Source organism: Streptomyces sp. NPDC001380, from assembly GCF_042895785.1.
In the GTDB taxonomy this organism is placed as follows: Bacteria; Actinomycetota; Actinomycetes; order Streptomycetales; family Streptomycetaceae; genus Peterkaempfera.
The window spans coordinates 113,528-129,608 of the sequence record NZ_JBIAWP010000003.1; the positions used below are offsets into that span (position 1 = coordinate 113,528).

General features: G+C 69.7%; 22 protein-coding genes. 21 read left to right on the forward strand and 1 reads right to left on the reverse strand.

The window, feature by feature from the left end:
* The first annotated feature begins 493 nt into the window (after positions 1–493).
* From rpsL to tuf, 4 genes are all read left to right on the forward strand, one after another.
* A complete protein-coding gene (gene rpsL, locus ACFY07_RS05355) occupies positions 494–865 on the forward strand; it encodes a 30S ribosomal protein S12 (protein ID WP_014144289.1) in 372 nt (123 codons plus the stop codon).
* A 2-nt stretch (positions 866–867) separates the two neighbouring features.
* Positions 868–1,338, forward strand: a complete 471-nt coding sequence (gene rpsG / locus ACFY07_RS05360; protein WP_055588949.1) for a 30S ribosomal protein S7 — start codon at positions 868–870, stop codon at positions 1,336–1,338.
* A gap of 42 nt (positions 1,339–1,380) precedes the next feature.
* Complete coding sequence (fusA, locus tag ACFY07_RS05365) at positions 1,381–3,486, forward strand: elongation factor G (protein ID WP_230648796.1); 2,106 nt, start codon at positions 1,381–1,383, stop codon at positions 3,484–3,486.
* A gap of 204 nt (positions 3,487–3,690) precedes the next feature.
* Entirely contained in the window at positions 3,691–4,884 is a 1,194-nt protein-coding gene (tuf, locus tag ACFY07_RS05370; RefSeq protein ID WP_230648794.1) for an elongation factor Tu, read from the forward strand.
* 164 nt (positions 4,885–5,048) lie between these two features.
* Here the strand turns inward: tuf and ACFY07_RS05375 are convergent, their stop codons facing one another.
* On the reverse strand, positions 5,049–7,427 hold the full coding sequence (locus ACFY07_RS05375; RefSeq protein ID WP_390867499.1) for a protein kinase: 2,379 nt from the start codon (positions 7,425–7,427) through the stop codon (positions 5,049–5,051).
* A gap of 618 nt (positions 7,428–8,045) precedes the next feature.
* Here ACFY07_RS05375 and rpsJ point away from each other — a divergent pair.
* The 17 genes from rpsJ (at position 8,046) to rplF (ending at position 16,078) form a co-directional block, all read left to right on the forward strand.
* Complete coding sequence (gene rpsJ / locus ACFY07_RS05380; RefSeq protein ID WP_020549238.1) at positions 8,046–8,354, forward strand: 30S ribosomal protein S10; 309 nt, start codon at positions 8,046–8,048, stop codon at positions 8,352–8,354.
* A 14-nt stretch (positions 8,355–8,368) separates the two neighbouring features.
* Positions 8,369–9,013, forward strand: coding sequence for a 50S ribosomal protein L3 (rplC, locus tag ACFY07_RS05385; protein ID WP_230648790.1), 645 nt, complete (start codon positions 8,369–8,371; stop codon positions 9,011–9,013).
* A 5-nt stretch (positions 9,014–9,018) separates the two neighbouring features.
* Positions 9,019–9,696: a 50S ribosomal protein L4 gene (gene rplD, locus ACFY07_RS05390; RefSeq protein ID WP_230648788.1), complete on the forward strand. Its 678-nt coding sequence runs from the start codon at positions 9,019–9,021 to the stop codon at positions 9,694–9,696.
* Positions 9,696–10,016: a 50S ribosomal protein L23 gene (gene rplW, locus ACFY07_RS05395; protein ID WP_230648785.1), complete on the forward strand. Its 321-nt coding sequence runs from the start codon at positions 9,696–9,698 to the stop codon at positions 10,014–10,016. The genes rplD and rplW overlap by 1 nt, the downstream gene beginning before the upstream one ends.
* 42 nt (positions 10,017–10,058) lie before the next feature.
* On the forward strand, positions 10,059–10,895 hold the full coding sequence (gene rplB, locus ACFY07_RS05400) for a 50S ribosomal protein L2 (RefSeq protein ID WP_230648782.1): 837 nt from the start codon (positions 10,059–10,061) through the stop codon (positions 10,893–10,895).
* A gap of 11 nt (positions 10,896–10,906) precedes the next feature.
* The gene (rpsS, locus tag ACFY07_RS05405) at positions 10,907–11,188 is read left to right on the forward strand and encodes a 30S ribosomal protein S19 (RefSeq protein ID WP_230648779.1); all 282 of its coding nucleotides are present in this window, start codon (positions 10,907–10,909) and stop codon (positions 11,186–11,188) included.
* 52 nt (positions 11,189–11,240) lie between these two features.
* A complete protein-coding gene (gene rplV, locus ACFY07_RS05410; protein ID WP_230649076.1) occupies positions 11,241–11,588 on the forward strand; it encodes a 50S ribosomal protein L22 in 348 nt (115 codons plus the stop codon).
* On the forward strand, positions 11,588–12,430 hold the full coding sequence (gene rpsC / locus ACFY07_RS05415) for a 30S ribosomal protein S3 (RefSeq protein WP_230648776.1): 843 nt from the start codon (positions 11,588–11,590) through the stop codon (positions 12,428–12,430). The genes rplV and rpsC overlap by 1 nt, the downstream gene beginning before the upstream one ends.
* Before the next feature lie 4 nt (positions 12,431–12,434).
* Positions 12,435–12,854 (forward strand): 50S ribosomal protein L16, encoded by a 420-nt coding sequence (gene rplP / locus ACFY07_RS05420; RefSeq protein ID WP_055585134.1) that lies wholly within the window; start codon positions 12,435–12,437, stop codon positions 12,852–12,854.
* Positions 12,854–13,078, forward strand: coding sequence for a 50S ribosomal protein L29 (rpmC, locus tag ACFY07_RS05425; RefSeq protein WP_230648773.1), 225 nt, complete (start codon positions 12,854–12,856; stop codon positions 13,076–13,078). Before rplP ends, rpmC begins: the two co-directional genes overlap by 1 nt.
* Positions 13,078–13,356 (forward strand): 30S ribosomal protein S17, encoded by a 279-nt coding sequence (gene rpsQ / locus ACFY07_RS05430; protein ID WP_230648771.1) that lies wholly within the window; start codon positions 13,078–13,080, stop codon positions 13,354–13,356. Before rpmC ends, rpsQ begins: the two co-directional genes overlap by 1 nt.
* Before the next feature lie 99 nt (positions 13,357–13,455).
* A complete protein-coding gene (rplN, locus tag ACFY07_RS05435) occupies positions 13,456–13,824 on the forward strand; it encodes a 50S ribosomal protein L14 (RefSeq protein ID WP_230648770.1) in 369 nt (122 codons plus the stop codon).
* Positions 13,825–13,839: 15 nt separating this feature from the next.
* On the forward strand, positions 13,840–14,163 hold the full coding sequence (rplX, locus tag ACFY07_RS05440; protein WP_230649075.1) for a 50S ribosomal protein L24: 324 nt from the start codon (positions 13,840–13,842) through the stop codon (positions 14,161–14,163).
* A complete protein-coding gene (gene rplE / locus ACFY07_RS05445) occupies positions 14,163–14,732 on the forward strand; it encodes a 50S ribosomal protein L5 (protein ID WP_230648768.1) in 570 nt (189 codons plus the stop codon). The genes rplX and rplE overlap by 1 nt, the downstream gene beginning before the upstream one ends.
* Positions 14,733–14,734: 2 nt before the next feature.
* A complete protein-coding gene (locus ACFY07_RS05450; protein ID WP_104816571.1) occupies positions 14,735–14,920 on the forward strand; it encodes a type Z 30S ribosomal protein S14 in 186 nt (61 codons plus the stop codon).
* Positions 14,921–15,108: 188 nt separating this feature from the next.
* The gene (gene rpsH / locus ACFY07_RS05455; RefSeq protein ID WP_111489788.1) at positions 15,109–15,516 is read left to right on the forward strand and encodes a 30S ribosomal protein S8; all 408 of its coding nucleotides are present in this window, start codon (positions 15,109–15,111) and stop codon (positions 15,514–15,516) included.
* A gap of 22 nt (positions 15,517–15,538) precedes the next feature.
* Entirely contained in the window at positions 15,539–16,078 is a 540-nt protein-coding gene (rplF, locus tag ACFY07_RS05460; RefSeq protein ID WP_230648765.1) for a 50S ribosomal protein L6, read from the forward strand.
* Positions 16,079–16,081: the final 3 nt, after the last annotated feature.

The window sequence follows — 16,081 nt, forward strand, 5'->3', positions numbered from 1 at the left end:
GGCAGGCACCCGCCGGACCGGCCGCAGCGCCGCCGGTCGGACCGGGGCCGGTCGGGAGGGGTTTCGCACCGCGCCGCACCGGGTTACCGTGGGCCTGCCCGGAACCCGCCGCGGCGGCCGGTCCGGCGGACCGCGCCGTGCCGCCCCGGGCCGGGCCTGTGCCCGGCGGCGCCCCGCGACCTGCGGCTGCCCATTTGTTTTGACCCGCGCCCATGCGGTAGGTACGCTCTGACCTTGTGCCTGGGGTGTCCCCGGGTCTCTTGTGCGTGCATGCACACCGGCCGCCGCGCGGCCGGAACCGCCCCGCGGGTCCGCCCGAGCGGGCGCGGCGGCGGCACACCGCACCTTGGGATTCCGTGATTCCTCGTCCCGAGCCCGCAGTCGCGGGCCACAGGATCGGAAGAGGCCCGACACGCCCGACCTCGTGGGTCGGACGGGGCGGGAGCGCCAGGTTAGTTCCACCAAGCCTTGGCACACAGAAAACGGAGAAACGGTGCCTACGATCCAGCAGCTGGTCCGAAAGGGCCGGCAGGACAAGGTCGAGAAGAACAAGACGCCCGCACTGAAGGGTTCGCCCCAGCGCCGCGGCGTCTGCACGCGTGTGTACACGACCACCCCGAAGAAGCCCAACTCGGCTCTCCGCAAGGTCGCCCGTGTGCGCCTCACCAGCGGGATCGAGGTCACCGCCTACATCCCGGGCGAGGGCCACAACCTGCAGGAGCACTCCATCGTGCTCGTGCGCGGCGGTCGTGTGAAGGACCTGCCGGGTGTGCGCTACAAGATCATCCGCGGCTCCCTCGACACCCAGGGTGTCAAGAACCGCAAGCAGGCCCGCAGCCGCTACGGCGCCAAGAAGGAGAAGTAAGAATGCCTCGCAAGGGCCCCGCCCCGAAGCGCCCGGTCATCATCGACCCGGTCTACAACTCCCCCCTGGTGACCTCGCTCGTCAACAAGGTCCTCCTGCACGGCAAGCGCTCCACCGCCGAGCGCATCGTGTACGGCGCCCTCGAGGGCATCCGTGAGAAGAGCGGCAACGACCCGGTCGTCACCCTCAAGCGCGCCCTGGAGAACGTGAAGCCGACCCTCGAGGTCCGCTCCCGCCGCGTCGGCGGCGCCACCTACCAGGTGCCGGTCGAGGTCCGCCCGGGCCGCTCCACCACCCTGGCGCTGCGCTGGCTGGTCGGCTACTCCCGCGCCCGCCGCGAGAAGACCATGACCGAGCGCCTGCTCAACGAGATCCTCGACGCCTCCAACGGCCTCGGCGCCTCCGTGAAGCGCCGCGAGGACACCCACAAGATGGCCGAGTCCAACAAGGCCTTCGCGCACTACCGCTGGTAGTCGACCCGCCTACGACGCAAACGAGAGAGAAGACGAGCCACCATGGCTACTACCTCCCTTGACCTGGCCAAGGTCCGCAACATCGGGATCATGGCCCACATCGACGCGGGCAAGACCACCACCACCGAGCGGATCCTGTTCTACACCGGTGTGAGCTACAAGATCGGTGAGGTCCACGACGGCGCCGCCACGATGGACTGGATGGAGCAGGAGCAGGAGCGCGGCATCACCATCACGTCCGCCGCGACGACCTGCCACTGGACCGTGGACGGTGCCGACCACACCATCAACATCATCGACACCCCGGGCCACGTCGACTTCACCGTCGAGGTGGAGCGCTCGCTGCGCGTGCTCGACGGTGCCGTGACGGTGTTCGACGGTGTCGCCGGTGTGGAGCCCCAGTCCGAGACCGTGTGGCGCCAGGCCGACCGCTACAACGTCCCGCGCATCTGCTTCGTCAACAAGCTGGACCGCGTGGGCGCGGAGTTCCACCGCTGCGTCGACATGATCGTCGACCGCCTCGGTGCGACCCCGCTGGTCATGCAGCTCCCGATCGGTGCCGAGGCGGACTTCCGCGGCGTCGTCGACCTGGTCCGCATGAAGGCGCTGCTGTGGTCCGAGGACGCCCCCAAGGGCGAGATGTACGACGTCGTCGACATCCCGGACACCCACGTGGACGTCGCCCAGGAGTGGCGCGACAAGCTGCTCGAGACCGCGGCCGAGGCCGACGACCAGCTGATGGAGCTGTACCTGGAGGGCACCGAGCCCACCATGGAGCAGCTGAAGGCCGGCATCCGCCGCGCCACCATCGCCGGCAGCCTGACCCCGGTCTTCTGCGGCACCGCGTTCAAGAACAAGGGTGTCCAGCCCCTGCTCGACGCGATCGTGGAGTACCTCCCCTCCCCGACCGACGTCGAGGGCGTCACCGGCCACAAGGTCGGCGACGAGGAGACCGAGATCTTCCGCAAGGCCTCCGACGAGGAGCCCCTCTCGGCCCTGGCCTTCAAGATCATGAGCGACCCGCACCTCGGCAAGCTCACCTTCGTCCGGATCTACTCCGGCCGTCTCGAGTCCGGCACCCAGGTGCTGAACTCGGTGAAGGGCCGCAAGGAGCGGATCGGCAAGATCTACCGGATGCACGCGAACAAGCGTGAGGAGATCCCCAGCGTCGGTGCCGGCGACATCATCGCCGTCATGGGCCTGAAGGACACCACCACCGGTGAGACCCTGTGCGACGCCGCGAACCCGGTGATCCTCGAGTCCATGAACTTCCCGGCCCCGGTGATCCAGGTCGCCATCGAGCCGAAGTCCAAGGGCGACCAGGAGAAGCTGGGCGTCGCGATCCAGCGCCTGGCCGAGGAGGACCCGTCCTTCCAGGTCCACACGGACGAGGAGACGGGCCAGACCATCATCGCGGGCATGGGCGAGCTGCACCTCGAGGTGCTGGTCGACCGCATGAAGCGCGAGTTCCGGGTCGAGGCCAACGTCGGCAAGCCGCAGGTGGCGTACCGCGAGACCATCCGCAAGGGTGTCGAGCGGATCGACTACACGCACAAGAAGCAGACCGGTGGCTCCGGCCAGTTCGCGAAGGTCCAGATCGCCATCGAGCCTCTCGAGGGCGGCGAGGGCTACGAGTTCGTGAACAAGGTCACGGGCGGCCGCGTGCCGAAGGAGTACATCCCCTCGGTCGACGCCGGTGCCCAGGAGGCCATGGAGTTCGGCGTCCTGGCCGGCTACCCGATGGTGGGCGTGCGCGTCACCCTGCTCGACGGTGCCTACCACGAGGTCGACTCCTCCGAGCTCGCCTTCAAGATCGCCGGCTCCATGGCGTTCAAGGAGGGTGCCCGCAAGGCCAGCCCGGCCCTGCTCGAGCCCATGATGGCCGTCGAGGTCACCACGCCCGAGGACTACATGGGCGACGTGATCGGCGACATCAACTCCCGCCGCGGCCAGATCCAGGCCATGGAGGAGCGCAGCGGAGCCCGGGTCGTCAAGGCCCTCGTCCCGCTGTCCGAGATGTTCGGCTACGTCGGTGACCTGCGCAGCAAGACCTCTGGCCGCGCGAGCTACTCGATGCAGTTCGACTCGTACGCCGAGGTTCCGCGGAACGTGGCGGACGACATCATCGCCAAGGCCAAGGGCGAGTGACGATCCGGATTTTCCGGACCAACCGCAAGCCTTAGGCTGTAAGGAGGCATCCCCGGCACCCCCCTCCCAGGGGGACGGGTGCCGGGGGGCCTCCGGCCCCCACCCGCGGGCCGGGTCCGTTCGCAGACCAGCGTCCGGAGCCGTCCCGACCAAGACCAACTGACGTCGTACGGCGTACAGAACCAGTCCCACAGGAGGACCCCAGTGGCGAAGGCGAAGTTCGAGCGGACTAAGCCGCACGTCAACATCGGCACCATCGGTCACATCGACCACGGTAAGACCACCCTTACCGCGGCGATCACCAAGGTGCTGCACGACGCGTACCCGGAGATCAACCCCTTCACGCCGTTCGACCAGATCGACAAGGCGCCGGAGGAGCGGCAGCGCGGTATCACCATCTCCATCGCGCACGTCGAGTACCAGACCGAGGCGCGTCACTACGCCCACGTCGACTGCCCGGGTCACGCGGACTACATCAAGAACATGATCACCGGTGCCGCCCAGATGGACGGCGCCATCCTCGTGGTCGCCGCCACCGACGGCCCGATGCCGCAGACCAAGGAGCACGTCCTCCTGGCCCGCCAGGTCGGCGTCCCCTACATCGTCGTCGCCCTGAACAAGGCCGACATGGTGGACGACGAGGAGATCCTGGAGCTCGTCGAGCTCGAGGTCCGCGAGCTCCTCTCCGAGTACGAGTTCCCGGGCGACGACCTCCCGGTCGTGCGCGTCTCGGCGCTCAAGGCGCTCGAGGGCGACAAGGAGTGGGGCGAGAAGCTCCTCGGCCTCATGCACGCGGTGGACGAGAACATCCCCACCCCCGAGCGTGACGTCGACAAGCCGTTCCTGATGCCGATCGAGGACGTCTTCACGATCACCGGTCGTGGCACCGTCGTCACCGGCCGCATCGAGCGCGGTGTCCTCAAGGTGAACGAGACCGTCGACATCGTCGGTATCAAGCCCACCAAGACCACCACCACGGTCACCGGCATCGAGATGTTCCGCAAGCTGCTCGACGAGGGCCAGGCGGGCGAGAACGTCGGTCTGCTCCTCCGCGGCATCAAGCGCGAGGACGTCGAGCGCGGCCAGGTCATCATCAAGCCGGGTTCGGTCACGCCGCACACCGACTTCGAGGCCCAGGCCTACATCCTGTCGAAGGACGAGGGTGGCCGCCACACCCCGTTCTTCAACAACTACCGCCCGCAGTTCTACTTCCGTACCACGGACGTGACCGGCGTCGTGACCCTCCCCGAGGGCACCGAGATGGTCATGCCGGGCGACAACACCGCCATGACGGTCGCGCTGATCCAGCCGGTCGCCATGGAGGAGGGCCTGAAGTTCGCCATCCGCGAGGGTGGCCGCACCGTCGGCGCCGGCCAGGTCACCAAGATCGTCAAGTGACGACCTGAGGGACCTGCCTGCCCGTCAGGCACACCCCGAGGGCCCCGCACCCCGTCCGTGAGGACGGCGGTGCGGGGCCCTCGGGCTTTTCCGTGCGGAGGGCGCCTGCCGCCCGGACTCCCCGCCCCGCGTGCGGGGCGGGGAGTCCGGGCGGCCCCGCACGCTCAGCGGCGGGGCCAGGCGGGGTGGCTCTCCCAGGACGCGCCGGTGGTGAGCTCCCGCGCGCCGGTGCCGTCGGCGCGGACCGCCCAGATCCGGGGCTCGGGGATCGGCCCGCGGACGTAGGCGATCCACGCGCCGTCGGCCGACCAGGACGGGTCCATCTCGTGGTCGGCGCTCGCGGCCACGGTCCGGTCGCCCCGGCCGTCCGCGCCCACGACGTGGATGTCCCCCTTGCCCGGCCCGCTGGTGGTGCTGCCGCTGGTGTACGCGATCCGCCTGCCGTCCGGCGACCACGCGGGGTCCAGGGCCCGTACGGGCGCGTGCGTCACCTGGCGGGGGGCACCGTCCTGCGTGTACGGGTCCGTCAGGTAGACCTGCCAGGTGCCGCTGCGCTGCCTGCAGAAGGCGACGGACCTCCCGTCGGGGGACCAGGCGGGGTCCTCGATCCTCTCCGTGCCGGTGGTGAGCGACCGGCTGCTCCCGTCGGAGACCGTGACCACCACCAGCTGCTGCACGCCCTTCACGACCTGAAGGGCGGCGAGCCGCGTCCCGTCCGGCGACCAGGAGACCCGGCTGCCCTTCGCGATGGACGCGATCCTCCGCGCGCCGGTGCCGTCCCTGCGGGCGGTCCACACCGCCGAGCTGTCGCCGTCGGTGCGGGTGAAGGCGAAGGACCGCCCGTCGGGCGCCCACTGGGGGAGGCTGTCGCAGCTGCCGTCCCGGACGAGCGGGGACGGGTCGTCCCGCCCGGTGCGCCGCGTGCCGATCACGGAGCGGCAGTGCTTCCCGAGGACGTTGCCGGGCAGGTCCAGCCGGATCAGCAGCTGCGTGTCGGGCGGCCCCGCCGGGGCGGAGGCGGAGGCCCTCGGTGACGGGGGCCCGGAGCCCGCGTCCTTCCCCTTCCCGCCGCCGAACGGGTCGAGGGCCATGGTGACGGCGGAGGCGGCCAGGACCGCGACGGCGGCCGCCGCCAGGGGCAGCCGCCGCCGGGTACGGCCCGGCGGCGGGGGCGCGGGGCTCCACGGCGCGGTCGCGGCCTGTGACGGCCCGGCGGCGGCACCCGGCCCGCCGGCCGTACCGGCGGCCCCACCGGGGGCGGATCCTCCTGGCGGCGGGGCGTCCGCACCGCCGGGGACCGGCCGTGCGCCGCCGCCGGGGACCGGCTGCTGGGTGCCCCGGTCGGCGGCGGTCGGGCGAGGGGGCGCCGGGAGCGACGGCGCCGTGGGCGTCGCCGCCACCGCCGGGCCTGCCGTCAGGTCCGCCGCCCGATCCGTCGCCCGCCCGGCCGTCTGACCCGCCGTCGGGCCCGCCGCCTGACCCGCCGTCGGCCGCGGGGCCGGGCCCGCTCCCGGCCCCGTCCCGGCCGCCGGACCCGGCCCGGGACCCGGCCCGGGGCCCGCTCCCGGTGCCGCCGCGGGGGCGGCCTCCGCCGGCGGGCGGGACGAGGCCTCCGCCGGCGTCCCGGCCCCCGCCCCGGCCCCGGTCCCGGCCGGGCGGCGGGCGCCCGGGACCCGCGCCGCGTGCTCGGCGAGGAGGGCCCGCACGTCCTCGGGCAGCCAGTCGCCCTCGTCGTCGCGGTCCGGCACCACCAGCCGGTCCAGCAGGGCCCGCGGCGACGGCCGCGCCGCGGGGTCCTTGGCCAGGCAGGCGGCGACGGTCCCGCGCAGCCCCTCCGGCACGGCCCGGAGGTCGGGCTCCTCGTGGACGGTCCGGTACAGCACGGAGGCCGACGGTCCGTCACCGAAGGGCAGGGCGCCCGCCGCGCGGCAGAGCACGATGCCGAGGGCGAAGACGTCCACGGCGGGGCTCACGGCGCCGCCGGTGAGCTGCTCGGGCGCGAGGAAGCCGGGGGTGCCGACCTGGAGGCCGGTCAGGGTGAGCGAGGTGTGGTCCAGGGCGCGGGCGATCCCGAAGTCGATGACGCGCGGGCCGTCGTCGGCCACGATGATGTTGGCGGGCTTGAGGTCGCGGTGCACGACGCCTGCCCCGTGGACCGCCTCCAGGGCCTCGGCCAGTCCGGCGGCGAGCACGGTCAGCGTGTCGGCCGGCAGCGGGCCGCACCTGCCCACCACCTCGTGCAGGGAGGGCCCCGGCACGTACGCGGTGACCAGCCACGGCGGGTCGCCGTCGGGGTCCGCGTCCACGACGGGCGCGGTGTGGAAGCCGCCGACCCGCCGTGCCGCCGCGACCTCCTGGGCGAACCGCCGCCGGAAGCCGCGGTCCTCGGCGAGCTGCGGCCGCACGACCTTGACGGCGACCGTCCGTCCGGAGGGGGACCGCCCGAGGTAGACCACCCCCATGCCGCCGCTGCCCAGCCGGGCGGTGATCCGGTACCTTCCCCCGCCCACCGTCTCCGGGTCGCCTGCCTGAAGCGGCTTCATGGTCCCGTCCCCATCGGTCCGCACCGCCTGCGCGCGGTGACGTCTCTCAGTACCGCCGGTGAGGACTGCCGTCAAGCGTCCGCCGGTTGCGCGCGGCCCCGGCGGGGCCCGGGGGCGTGCGGACGCCGCGGCGGCTGCGCGGGCGGGAGGGCGCGGAGAGGAGGCGGGAGCCGGGGCGGCGGGGGAGGCGAGGGGGCGCGGGAGGAGCCCCGGTACGCCGGGGGTTTGACAGTCGGCACCGTGCGGGTAGTGTCATGCGCTCCGATTGGCCCCCGGCGCGCCCGGTGTGGCACACTGTCCGAGTTGCTCGGTTGAGTGCCGATGCTGCGCGCCTCCCGCCGGGAGGACCGGAAGCGAGTCCCACAGTACTCGTCGCCCCCGTGATGCCTGCTGTTGCAGTAGCTGCGAGGGCGGACGTACGGGAATCTTCCGGGAAGCGTGGGCGGGGCCTCGACCCGGCGCCTGAAGGCCGTCCGCGGCCCGGAGCAGAAGCCTCCTGGGGATTCTTCCAAGGGTTTACTGCGAGCGGGAGTGCGACACACCCGACCGCGTGGGTCGGACAAGCGGCCGATCGGGCGCCGTAGTGGCAAGACGACAGACAAGGACTACGAAGTAGCCATGGCGGGACAGAAGATCCGCATCCGGCTCAAGGCCTACGACCACGAGGTGATCGACTCCTCGGCGAAGAAGATCGTCGAGACCGTCACCCGTACTGGTGCGCAGGTCGCGGGCCCGGTGCCGCTGCCCACTGAGAAGAACGTGTACTGCGTCATCCGCTCGCCGCACAAGTACAAGGACTCGCGCGAGCACTTCGAGATGCGTACGCACAAGCGCCTGATCGACATCCTCGACCCCACCCCGAAGACGGTTGACTCGCTGATGCGTCTCGACCTGCCGGCCGGTGTCGACATCGAGATCAAGCTCTGAGAGGCGCACCGAAGATGGCTAAGCAGATTAAGGGCATCCTGGGCGAGAAGCTCGGCATGACCCAGGTCTGGGACGAGAACAACCGGATCGTTCCGGTCACCGTCGTCAAGGCCGGGCCGAATGTCGTGACCCAGGTCCACACCGCTGACACCACCGGCTACGACTCGGTGCAGATCGGCTTCGGCGAGATCGACCCGCGCAAGGTGAACAAGCCCCTCCAGGGCCACTTCTCCAAGGCCGGCGTCACTCCCCGCCGTCACCTGGTCGAGCTGCGCACCGCTGACGCGTCCGAGTACACCCTGGGCCAGGAGATCACCGCCGAGGTGTTCGACGCCGGTGTCAAGGTCGACGTGACCGGCACCAGCAAGGGCAAGGGCACCGCCGGTGTCATGAAGCGCCACGGCTTCAAGGGCCTGGGCGCCGGACACGGCACGCAGCGCAAGCACCGCTCGCCCGGCTCCATCGGTGGCTGCGCCACCCCGGGCCGCGTGTTCAAGGGCCTCCGTATGGCGGGCCGCATGGGCAACGAGCGTGTGACCACCCAGAACCTGACCGTTCACGCCGTTGACGCGGAGAAGGGCCTGCTGCTCATCAAGGGCGCAATCCCTGGTCCGAACGGCGGCCTCGTCCTGGTCCGCACCGCGGCCAAGGGGGCCTGAAGCAGATGAGCACCATTGACATCCTCTCGCCCGTGGGCGAGAAGGCCGGCTCCGTCGAGCTGCCCGCCGAGATCTTCGACGCCAAGGTCAGCATTCCGCTGATCCACCAGGTCGTCGTCGCCCAGCTGGCCGCTGCCCGCCAGGGCACCCACAAGACGAAGACCCGCGGCGAGGTCCGCGGCGGCGGCAAGAAGCCGTACCGCCAGAAGGGCACCGGCCGCGCCCGTCAGGGCTCGACCCGCGCGCCGCAGTTCGCCGGTGGTGGCGTCGTGCACGGTCCCGTGCCGCGCGACTACTCGCAGCGGACCCCGAAGAAGATGAAGGCCGCCGCCCTGCGCGGTGCCCTCACCGACCGGGCCCGCCACAACCGCATCCACGTCGTCACCGGTGTGGTCGCGACCGAGCAGCCCTCCACCAAGGCTGTCCGTGAGCTGTTCGGCAAGATCAGCGAGCGCAAGAACGTCCTCCTCGTCGTCGAGCGCGACGACGAGCTGGCGATCAAGTCGGCTCGCAACCTGCCGTCGGTGCACATCCTGGACGCGGGCCAGCTGAACACGTACGACGTGCTCGTCTCCGACGATGTGGTCTTCACCCAGGCCGCCTTCGAGCGCTTCGTGGCCGGTCCGGCCGCGTCCGCCAAGGCCGTCGCGTCCGAGGGCGAGCTCGAAGGGAGCGCCGCCTGATGAGCGAGCAGATCACCTCCAAGACCTTCACGGACCCCCGTGACGTCCTGGTGAAGCCGGTCATCTCCGAGAAGAGCTACAGCCTCCTCGACGAGAACAAGTACACGTTCATCGTGTCGCCGGGCGCGAACAAGACCCAGATCAAGCAGGCGGTCGAGTCCGTCTTCTCGGTCAAGGTCACCGCGGTCAACACGATCAACCGGCAGGGGAAGCGCAAGCGCTCCAAGACCGGTTTCGGCAAGCGCAAGGACACCAAGCGCGCCGTCGTGACCCTGGCCGAGGGCAGCCGCATCGACATCTTCGGTGGTCCGGTCTCCTAACGGAGCATCGGATCGTCGATACGGACGAGGACGAAAGAAGCCATGGGCATCCGCAAGTACAAGCCGACGACCCCGGGCCGTCGTGGTTCCAGCGTCGCCGACTTTGTCGAGATCACGCGGTCCACGCCGGAGAAGTCGCTGGTTCGCCCCCTGCACAGCAAGGGCGGCCGTAACAACGCCGGTCGTATCACCGCTCGCCACCAGGGTGGCGGACACAAGCGCGCCTACCGCGTGATCGACTTCCGTCGCCACGACAAGGACGGCGTGCCGGCCAAGGTCGCGCACATCGAGTACGACCCCAACCGCACCGCCCGCATCGCGCTGCTCCACTACGCGGACGGCGAGAAGCGCTACATCCTGGCCCCGGCCAAGCTGCAGCAGGGCGACCGGGTCGAGAACGGCCCCGGCGCCGACATCAAGCCGGGCAACAACCTCTCGCTCCGCAACATCCCGGTCGGCACCGTCGTGCACGCCGTGGAGCTGCGTCCGGGCGGCGGCGCCAAGATGGGCCGCTCCGCCGGCGCCAGCATCCAGCTGCTGGCGAAGGAGGGCCGCTTCGCGACCCTCCGCATGCCGTCGGGTGAGATCCGCCAGGTCGACGTGCGCTGCCGCGCCACCGTCGGCGAGGTCGGCAACGCCGAGCAGTCGAACATCAACTGGGGCAAGGCCGGCCGTATGCGCTGGAAGGGCGTCCGCCCGACCGTCCGCGGTGTGGCCATGAACCCGATCGACCACCCGCACGGTGGTGGTGAGGGCAAGACCTCCGGTGGTCGCCACCCGGTCTCGCCGTGGGGCAAGCCCGAGGGCCGTACCCGTCGCCCGAACAAGGCCTCGGACAAGCTCATCGTGCGCCGCCGCAAGACCAACAAGAAGCGCTAGGAGCAGGTTCGATGCCGCGCAGCCTCAAGAAGGGCCCCTTCATCGACGACCACCTCGCCAAGAAGGTGGACGCCCAGAACGAAGCGGGTACCCAGAACGTCATCAAGACCTGGTCCCGGCGCTCCATGATCGTGCCGTCCATGCTCGGGCACACGATCGCGGTGCACGACGGCCGCAAGCACGTCCCGGTGTTCGTCACCGAGTCGATGGTCGGCCACAAGCTCGGTGAGTTCGCGCCGACCCGCACCTTCCGCGGCCACGAGAAGGACGACCGCAAGTCGCGTCGTCGCTGATCTGCGGAAATAGCGAAGACCGATGACTGACACCATCAACAAGGGGACAACCATGGAAGCCAGGGCCCAGGCGCGGTACATCCGCGTCACGCCCATGAAGGCCCGCCGCGTGGTGGACCTCATCCGTGGCATGAGTGCCACGGAGGCCCAGGCGGTCCTGCGTTTTGCTCCGCAGGCCGCGACCGTGCCGGTCGGCAAGGTGCTGGACAGCGCCATCGCCAACGCCGTGCACAACTACAACCACAACAACGTGGACGACCTCTACGTCTCCGAGGCGTACGTCGACGAGGGCCCGACCCTGAAGCGGTTCCGGCCGCGCGCCCAGGGCCGCGCCTACCGGATCCGCAAGCGGACCAGCCACATCACCGTGGTCGTCAGCAGCAAGGAAGGGACCCGGTAATGGGCCAGAAGGTTAACCCGCACGGGTTCCGGCTCGGCATCACCACGGACTTCAAGTCCCGCTGGTACGCCGACAAGCTGTACAAGGACTACGTCAAGGAAGACGTCGCCATCCGCCGGATGATGACGAAGGGCATGGAGCGGGCCGGCATCTCCAAGGTGGAGATCGAGCGCACCCGCGACCGCGTCCGCGTCGACATCCACACCGCCCGGCCGGGCATCGTCATCGGCCGCCGCGGCGCGGAGGCCGACCGCATCCGCGGCGACCTGGAGAAGCTCACCGGCAAGCAGGTGCAGCTGAACATCCTCGAGGTCAAGAACCCCGAGATGGACGCTCAGCTGGTCGCCCAGGGCGTCGCCGAGCAGCTCTCCTCCCGCGTGTCCTTCCGCCGTGCCATGCGCAAGTCGATGCAGGGCACCATGAAGTCGGGCGCCAAGGGCATCAAGGTCCAGTGCTCCGGCCGTCTCGGCGGCGCCGAGATGTCCCGCTCGGAGTTCTACCGCGAGGGTCGCGTGCCGCTGCACACCCTGCGCGCCAACGTGGACTACGGCTTCTTCGAGGCCCGTACCACCTTCGGCCGCATCGGTGTGAAGGTCTGGATCTACAAGGGCGACGTCAAGAACATCGCCGAGGTCCGCGCCGAGAACGCCGCCGCCCGCGCCGGCAACCGCCCGGCCCGCGGCGCCGCCGACCGTCCGGCCCGTGGCGGCCGCGGTGGCGAGCGCGGTGGCCGCGGTGGCCGCCGTCCGCAGCAGGGTGCCGAGGCCCAGGCCTCGACCGCCCCCGCCGAGACGCCGGCCGCCGAGGCGCCGGCTTCCAACAACGCTGGAACGGAGGCCTGACCCAATGCTGATCCCTCGCAGGGTCAAGCACCGCAAGCAGCACCACCCCAAGCGGCGTGGCGCTGCCAAGGGCGGCACTGAGCTCGCGTTCGGCGAGTACGGCATCCAGGCCGTCACCCCGGCCTACGTGACGAACCGGCAGATCGAGTCCGCTCGTATCGCCATCACCCGTCACATCCGCCGTGGCGGCAAGGTCTGGATCAACATCTACCCGGACCGCCCGCTCACGAAGAAGCCCGCCGAGACCCGCATGGGTTCCGGCAAGGGTTCGCCGGAGTGGTGGGTTGCGAACGTCCACCCGGGACGGGTGATGTTCGAGCTGTCCTACCCCAACGAGAAGGTGGCTCGTGAGGCGCTGACCCGCGCTGCTCACAAGCTCCCGATGAAGTGCCGGATTGTCCGGCGCGAGGCAGGTGAGAGCTGATGTCGGCCGGCACCAAGGCTGCTGAGCTTCGCGGTCTGGCCGACGACGAGCTCGTCGGCAAGCTCCGTGAGGCCAAGGAGGAGCTGTTCAACCTCCGCTTCCAGGCGGCGACCGGGCAGCTCGAGAACCACGGTCGGCTTCGCGCCGTCCGGAAGGACATCGCGCGGATCTACACCCTGATGCGCGAGCGCGAGCTGGGCATCGAGACGGTGGAGAACGCCTGATGACTGAGAACGAGAAGAACACCGAGGCACGCGGCTTCCGCAAGACCCGCGAGGGTCTGGTCGTCAGCGACAAGATGGACAAGACCGTCGTCGTCGCCGTTGAGGACCGCGTCAAGCACGCGCTGTACGGCAAGGTCATCCGCCGTACGAACAAGCTGAAGGCGCACGACGAGCAGAACGCCTGTGGCGTCGGCGACCGCGTCCTCCTCATGGAGACCCGGCCGCTGTCCGCGACGAAGCGCTGGCGCGTCGTCGAGATCCTCGAGAAGGCCAAGTAACGAACGCGATTGGGTGCGGCCGTATGTGCCCGGTGCCGTCAGGCGACCGGGTGAGCAGCGGCCGGCCCGGTCCCGATCGTTGACGATCAGGAGAAAGACGTGATCCAGCAGGAGTCGCGACTGCGAGTCGCCGACAACACGGGTGCCAAGGAGATCCTCTGCATCCGCGTTCTCGGTGGCTCCGGCCGGCGCTACGCGGGCATCGGGGACGTCATCGTGGCTACCGTCAAGGACGCGATCCCCGGTGGCAACGTGAAGAAGGGCGACGTCGTCAAGGCCGTCGTCGTGCGGACCGTGAAGGAGCGCCGTCGTCCCGACGGTTCCTACATCCGCTTCGACGAGAACGCCGCGGTCGTCCTCAAGAACGACGGTGACCCCCGTGGTACCCGCATCTTCGGCCCCGTGGGCCGTGAGCTGCGCGAGAAGAAGTTCATGAAGATCATCTCGCTCGCGCCGGAGGTGCTCTAACCGATGGCTGACAGCATGAAGATCAAGAAGGGTGACCTGGTCCAGGTCATCACCGGCAAGGACAAGGGCAAGCAGGGCAAGGTCATCCAGGCCTTCCCCGCCGAGCAGCGCGTCCTGGTCGAGGGTGTCAACCGGGTCAAGAAGCACACCAAGGTCGGCCAGACCGCCCGTGGTTCCCAGACCGGCGGCATCGTGACCACCGAGGCCCCCGTCCACGTCAGCAACGTTCAGCTGGTCGTGGAGAAGGACGGCAAGAAGGTCGTCACCCGCGTCGGCTACCGCTTCGACGACGAGGGCAACAAGATCCGCGTTGCCAAGCGGACCGGTGAGGACATCTGATGAGCGAGACCACTGTCGAGAAGGTGCAGCCGCGCCTCAAGGAGCGGTACCGCGCTGAGATCAAGGGCCAGCTGCAGGAGCAGTTCTCGTACGAGAACCCCATGCTGATCCCCGGCCTGGTCAAGGTCGTCGTCAACATGGGTGTCGGCGAGGCCGCCCGTGACAGCAAGCTGATCGAGGGCGCCATCCGCGACCTCACCGCGATCACCGGCCAGAAGCCGGCTGTCACGAAGGCCCGCAAGTCCATCGCGCAGTTCAAGCTGCGCGAGGGCCAGCCGATCGGCACCCACGTCACCCTCCGGGGCGACCGCATGTGGGAGTTCGTGGACCGTCTGGTGTCGCTGGCGCTCCCGCGCATCCGCGACTTCCGCGGTCTGTCGCCGAAGCAGTTCGACGGCCGTGGCAACTACACGTTCGGTCTGACCGAGCAGGTCATGTTCCACGAGATCGACCAGGACAAGGTCGACCGTCAGCGGGGCATGGACATCACCGTTGTCACCACCGCCCAGACTGACGACGAGGGCCGGGCGCTGCTGCGCGCCCTCGGCTTCCCGTTCAAGGAGAACTGACCGTGGCGAAGAAGTCCCTCATCGCGAAGTCGGAGCGCAAGCCGAAGTTCGCTGTCCGCGGCTACACCCGCTGCCAGCGCTGCGGCCGCCCGCACTCCGTGTACCGCAAGTTCGGCCTCTGCCGTGTGTGCCTCCGTGAGATGGCCCACCGCGGCGAGCTGCCGGGCGTGACCAAGAGCTCCTGGTAGCACACGGGGCGCCCCGACCCCGACGCGTTTGGGACTCCGTAGCACAGTCCCGTAAAGTGTTGGGGTCGGGCGCCCTGCTGCCCGGAATTCGTCTTACTACACCGTAGGTCCCTGCCGCGCCTATCGCGCCCCTCGCGGGGCGGGCTGCGCGCTGTCGGAAACCGCGGTGAGAGAGGCCTAAGGCCATCATGACCATGACCGACCCGATCGCAGACATGCTGACGCGTCTGCGGAACGCGAACTCGGCTTACCACGACTCCGTGGCCATGCCGGCGAGCAAGATCAAGGCGCACATCGCCGAGATCCTCCAGCAGGAGGGCTACATCTCCGGCTGGAAGGTCGAGGAGCCGCAGGAGAACGAGGTCGGCAAGAAGCTGACCATCGAGCTCAAGTTCGGCCCCAACCGCGAGCGCTCGATCGCCGGCATCAAGCGCATCAGCAAGCCGGGCCTGCGGGTCTACGCAAAGTCCACCAACCTGCCGAAGGTCCTCGGTGGCCTGGGTGTCGCGATCATCTCGACGTCCCAGGGCCTCCTGACGGGCCAGCAGGCCGCCAAGAAGGGTGTGGGCGGGGAAGTCCTCGCCTACGTCTGGTAATTCGGGAAACGGAGGTATAGCCATGTCGCGAATTGGACGGCTGCCCATCCCGGTTCCCGCCGGCGTGGACGTCACCATCGATGGCCGGACGGTCTCGGTGAAGGGCCCCAAGGGTTCCCTCTCCCACACCGTCGCTGCGCCGATCGAGATCGGCAAGGGCGAGGACGGCAACCTGGTCGTCACGCGTCCCAACGACGAGCGTCAGTCGAAGGCCCTGCACGGCCTGAGCCGCACGCTGGTGGCGAACATGATCACCGGCGTGACCGCGGGCTACCGCAAGTCGCTCGAGATCAGCGGTGTCGGTTACCGCGTGGCCGCGAAGGGCTCCTCGATGGAGTTCTCCCTCGGCTACAGCCACCCGATCCTGGTCGAGGCCCCTGAGGGCATCACCTTCCAGGTCGAGTCGCCCACCAAGTTCCACGTGGACGGCATCGACAAGCAGAAGGTCGGCGAGGTCGCCGCGAAGATCCGCAAGCTGCGCAAGCCCGACCCGTACAAGGCCAAGGGCGTGAAGTACGCGGGCGAGGTCATCCGCCGCAAGGTCGGAAAGGCTGGTAAGTAAGCC

Coding starts and splice junctions, on each gene's coding strand:
- rpsG (WP_055588949.1), top strand. CDS start 868: ATGCCTCGCAAGGGCCCCGCCCCGAAGCGCCCGGTCATCATCGACCCG.
- fusA (WP_230648796.1), top strand. CDS start 1,381: ATGGCTACTACCTCCCTTGACCTGGCCAAGGTCCGCAACATCGGGATC.
- ACFY07_RS05375 (WP_390867499.1), bottom strand. CDS start 7,427: ATGAAGCCGCTTCAGGCAGGCGACCCGGAGACGGTGGGCGGGGGAAGG.
- rpsJ (WP_020549238.1), top strand. CDS start 8,046: ATGGCGGGACAGAAGATCCGCATCCGGCTCAAGGCCTACGACCACGAG.
- rplC (WP_230648790.1), top strand. CDS start 8,369: ATGGCTAAGCAGATTAAGGGCATCCTGGGCGAGAAGCTCGGCATGACC.
- rplD (WP_230648788.1), top strand. CDS start 9,019: ATGAGCACCATTGACATCCTCTCGCCCGTGGGCGAGAAGGCCGGCTCC.
- rplW (WP_230648785.1), top strand. CDS start 9,696: ATGAGCGAGCAGATCACCTCCAAGACCTTCACGGACCCCCGTGACGTC.
- rplB (WP_230648782.1), top strand. CDS start 10,059: ATGGGCATCCGCAAGTACAAGCCGACGACCCCGGGCCGTCGTGGTTCC.
- rpsS (WP_230648779.1), top strand. CDS start 10,907: ATGCCGCGCAGCCTCAAGAAGGGCCCCTTCATCGACGACCACCTCGCC.
- rplV (WP_230649076.1), top strand. CDS start 11,241: ATGGAAGCCAGGGCCCAGGCGCGGTACATCCGCGTCACGCCCATGAAG.
- rpsC (WP_230648776.1), top strand. CDS start 11,588: ATGGGCCAGAAGGTTAACCCGCACGGGTTCCGGCTCGGCATCACCACG.
- rplP (WP_055585134.1), top strand. CDS start 12,435: ATGCTGATCCCTCGCAGGGTCAAGCACCGCAAGCAGCACCACCCCAAG.
- rpmC (WP_230648773.1), top strand. CDS start 12,854: ATGTCGGCCGGCACCAAGGCTGCTGAGCTTCGCGGTCTGGCCGACGAC.
- rpsQ (WP_230648771.1), top strand. CDS start 13,078: ATGACTGAGAACGAGAAGAACACCGAGGCACGCGGCTTCCGCAAGACC.
- rplX (WP_230649075.1), top strand. CDS start 13,840: ATGAAGATCAAGAAGGGTGACCTGGTCCAGGTCATCACCGGCAAGGAC.
- rplE (WP_230648768.1), top strand. CDS start 14,163: ATGAGCGAGACCACTGTCGAGAAGGTGCAGCCGCGCCTCAAGGAGCGG.
- rpsH (WP_111489788.1), top strand. CDS start 15,109: ATGACCATGACCGACCCGATCGCAGACATGCTGACGCGTCTGCGGAAC.
- rplF (WP_230648765.1), top strand. CDS start 15,539: ATGTCGCGAATTGGACGGCTGCCCATCCCGGTTCCCGCCGGCGTGGAC.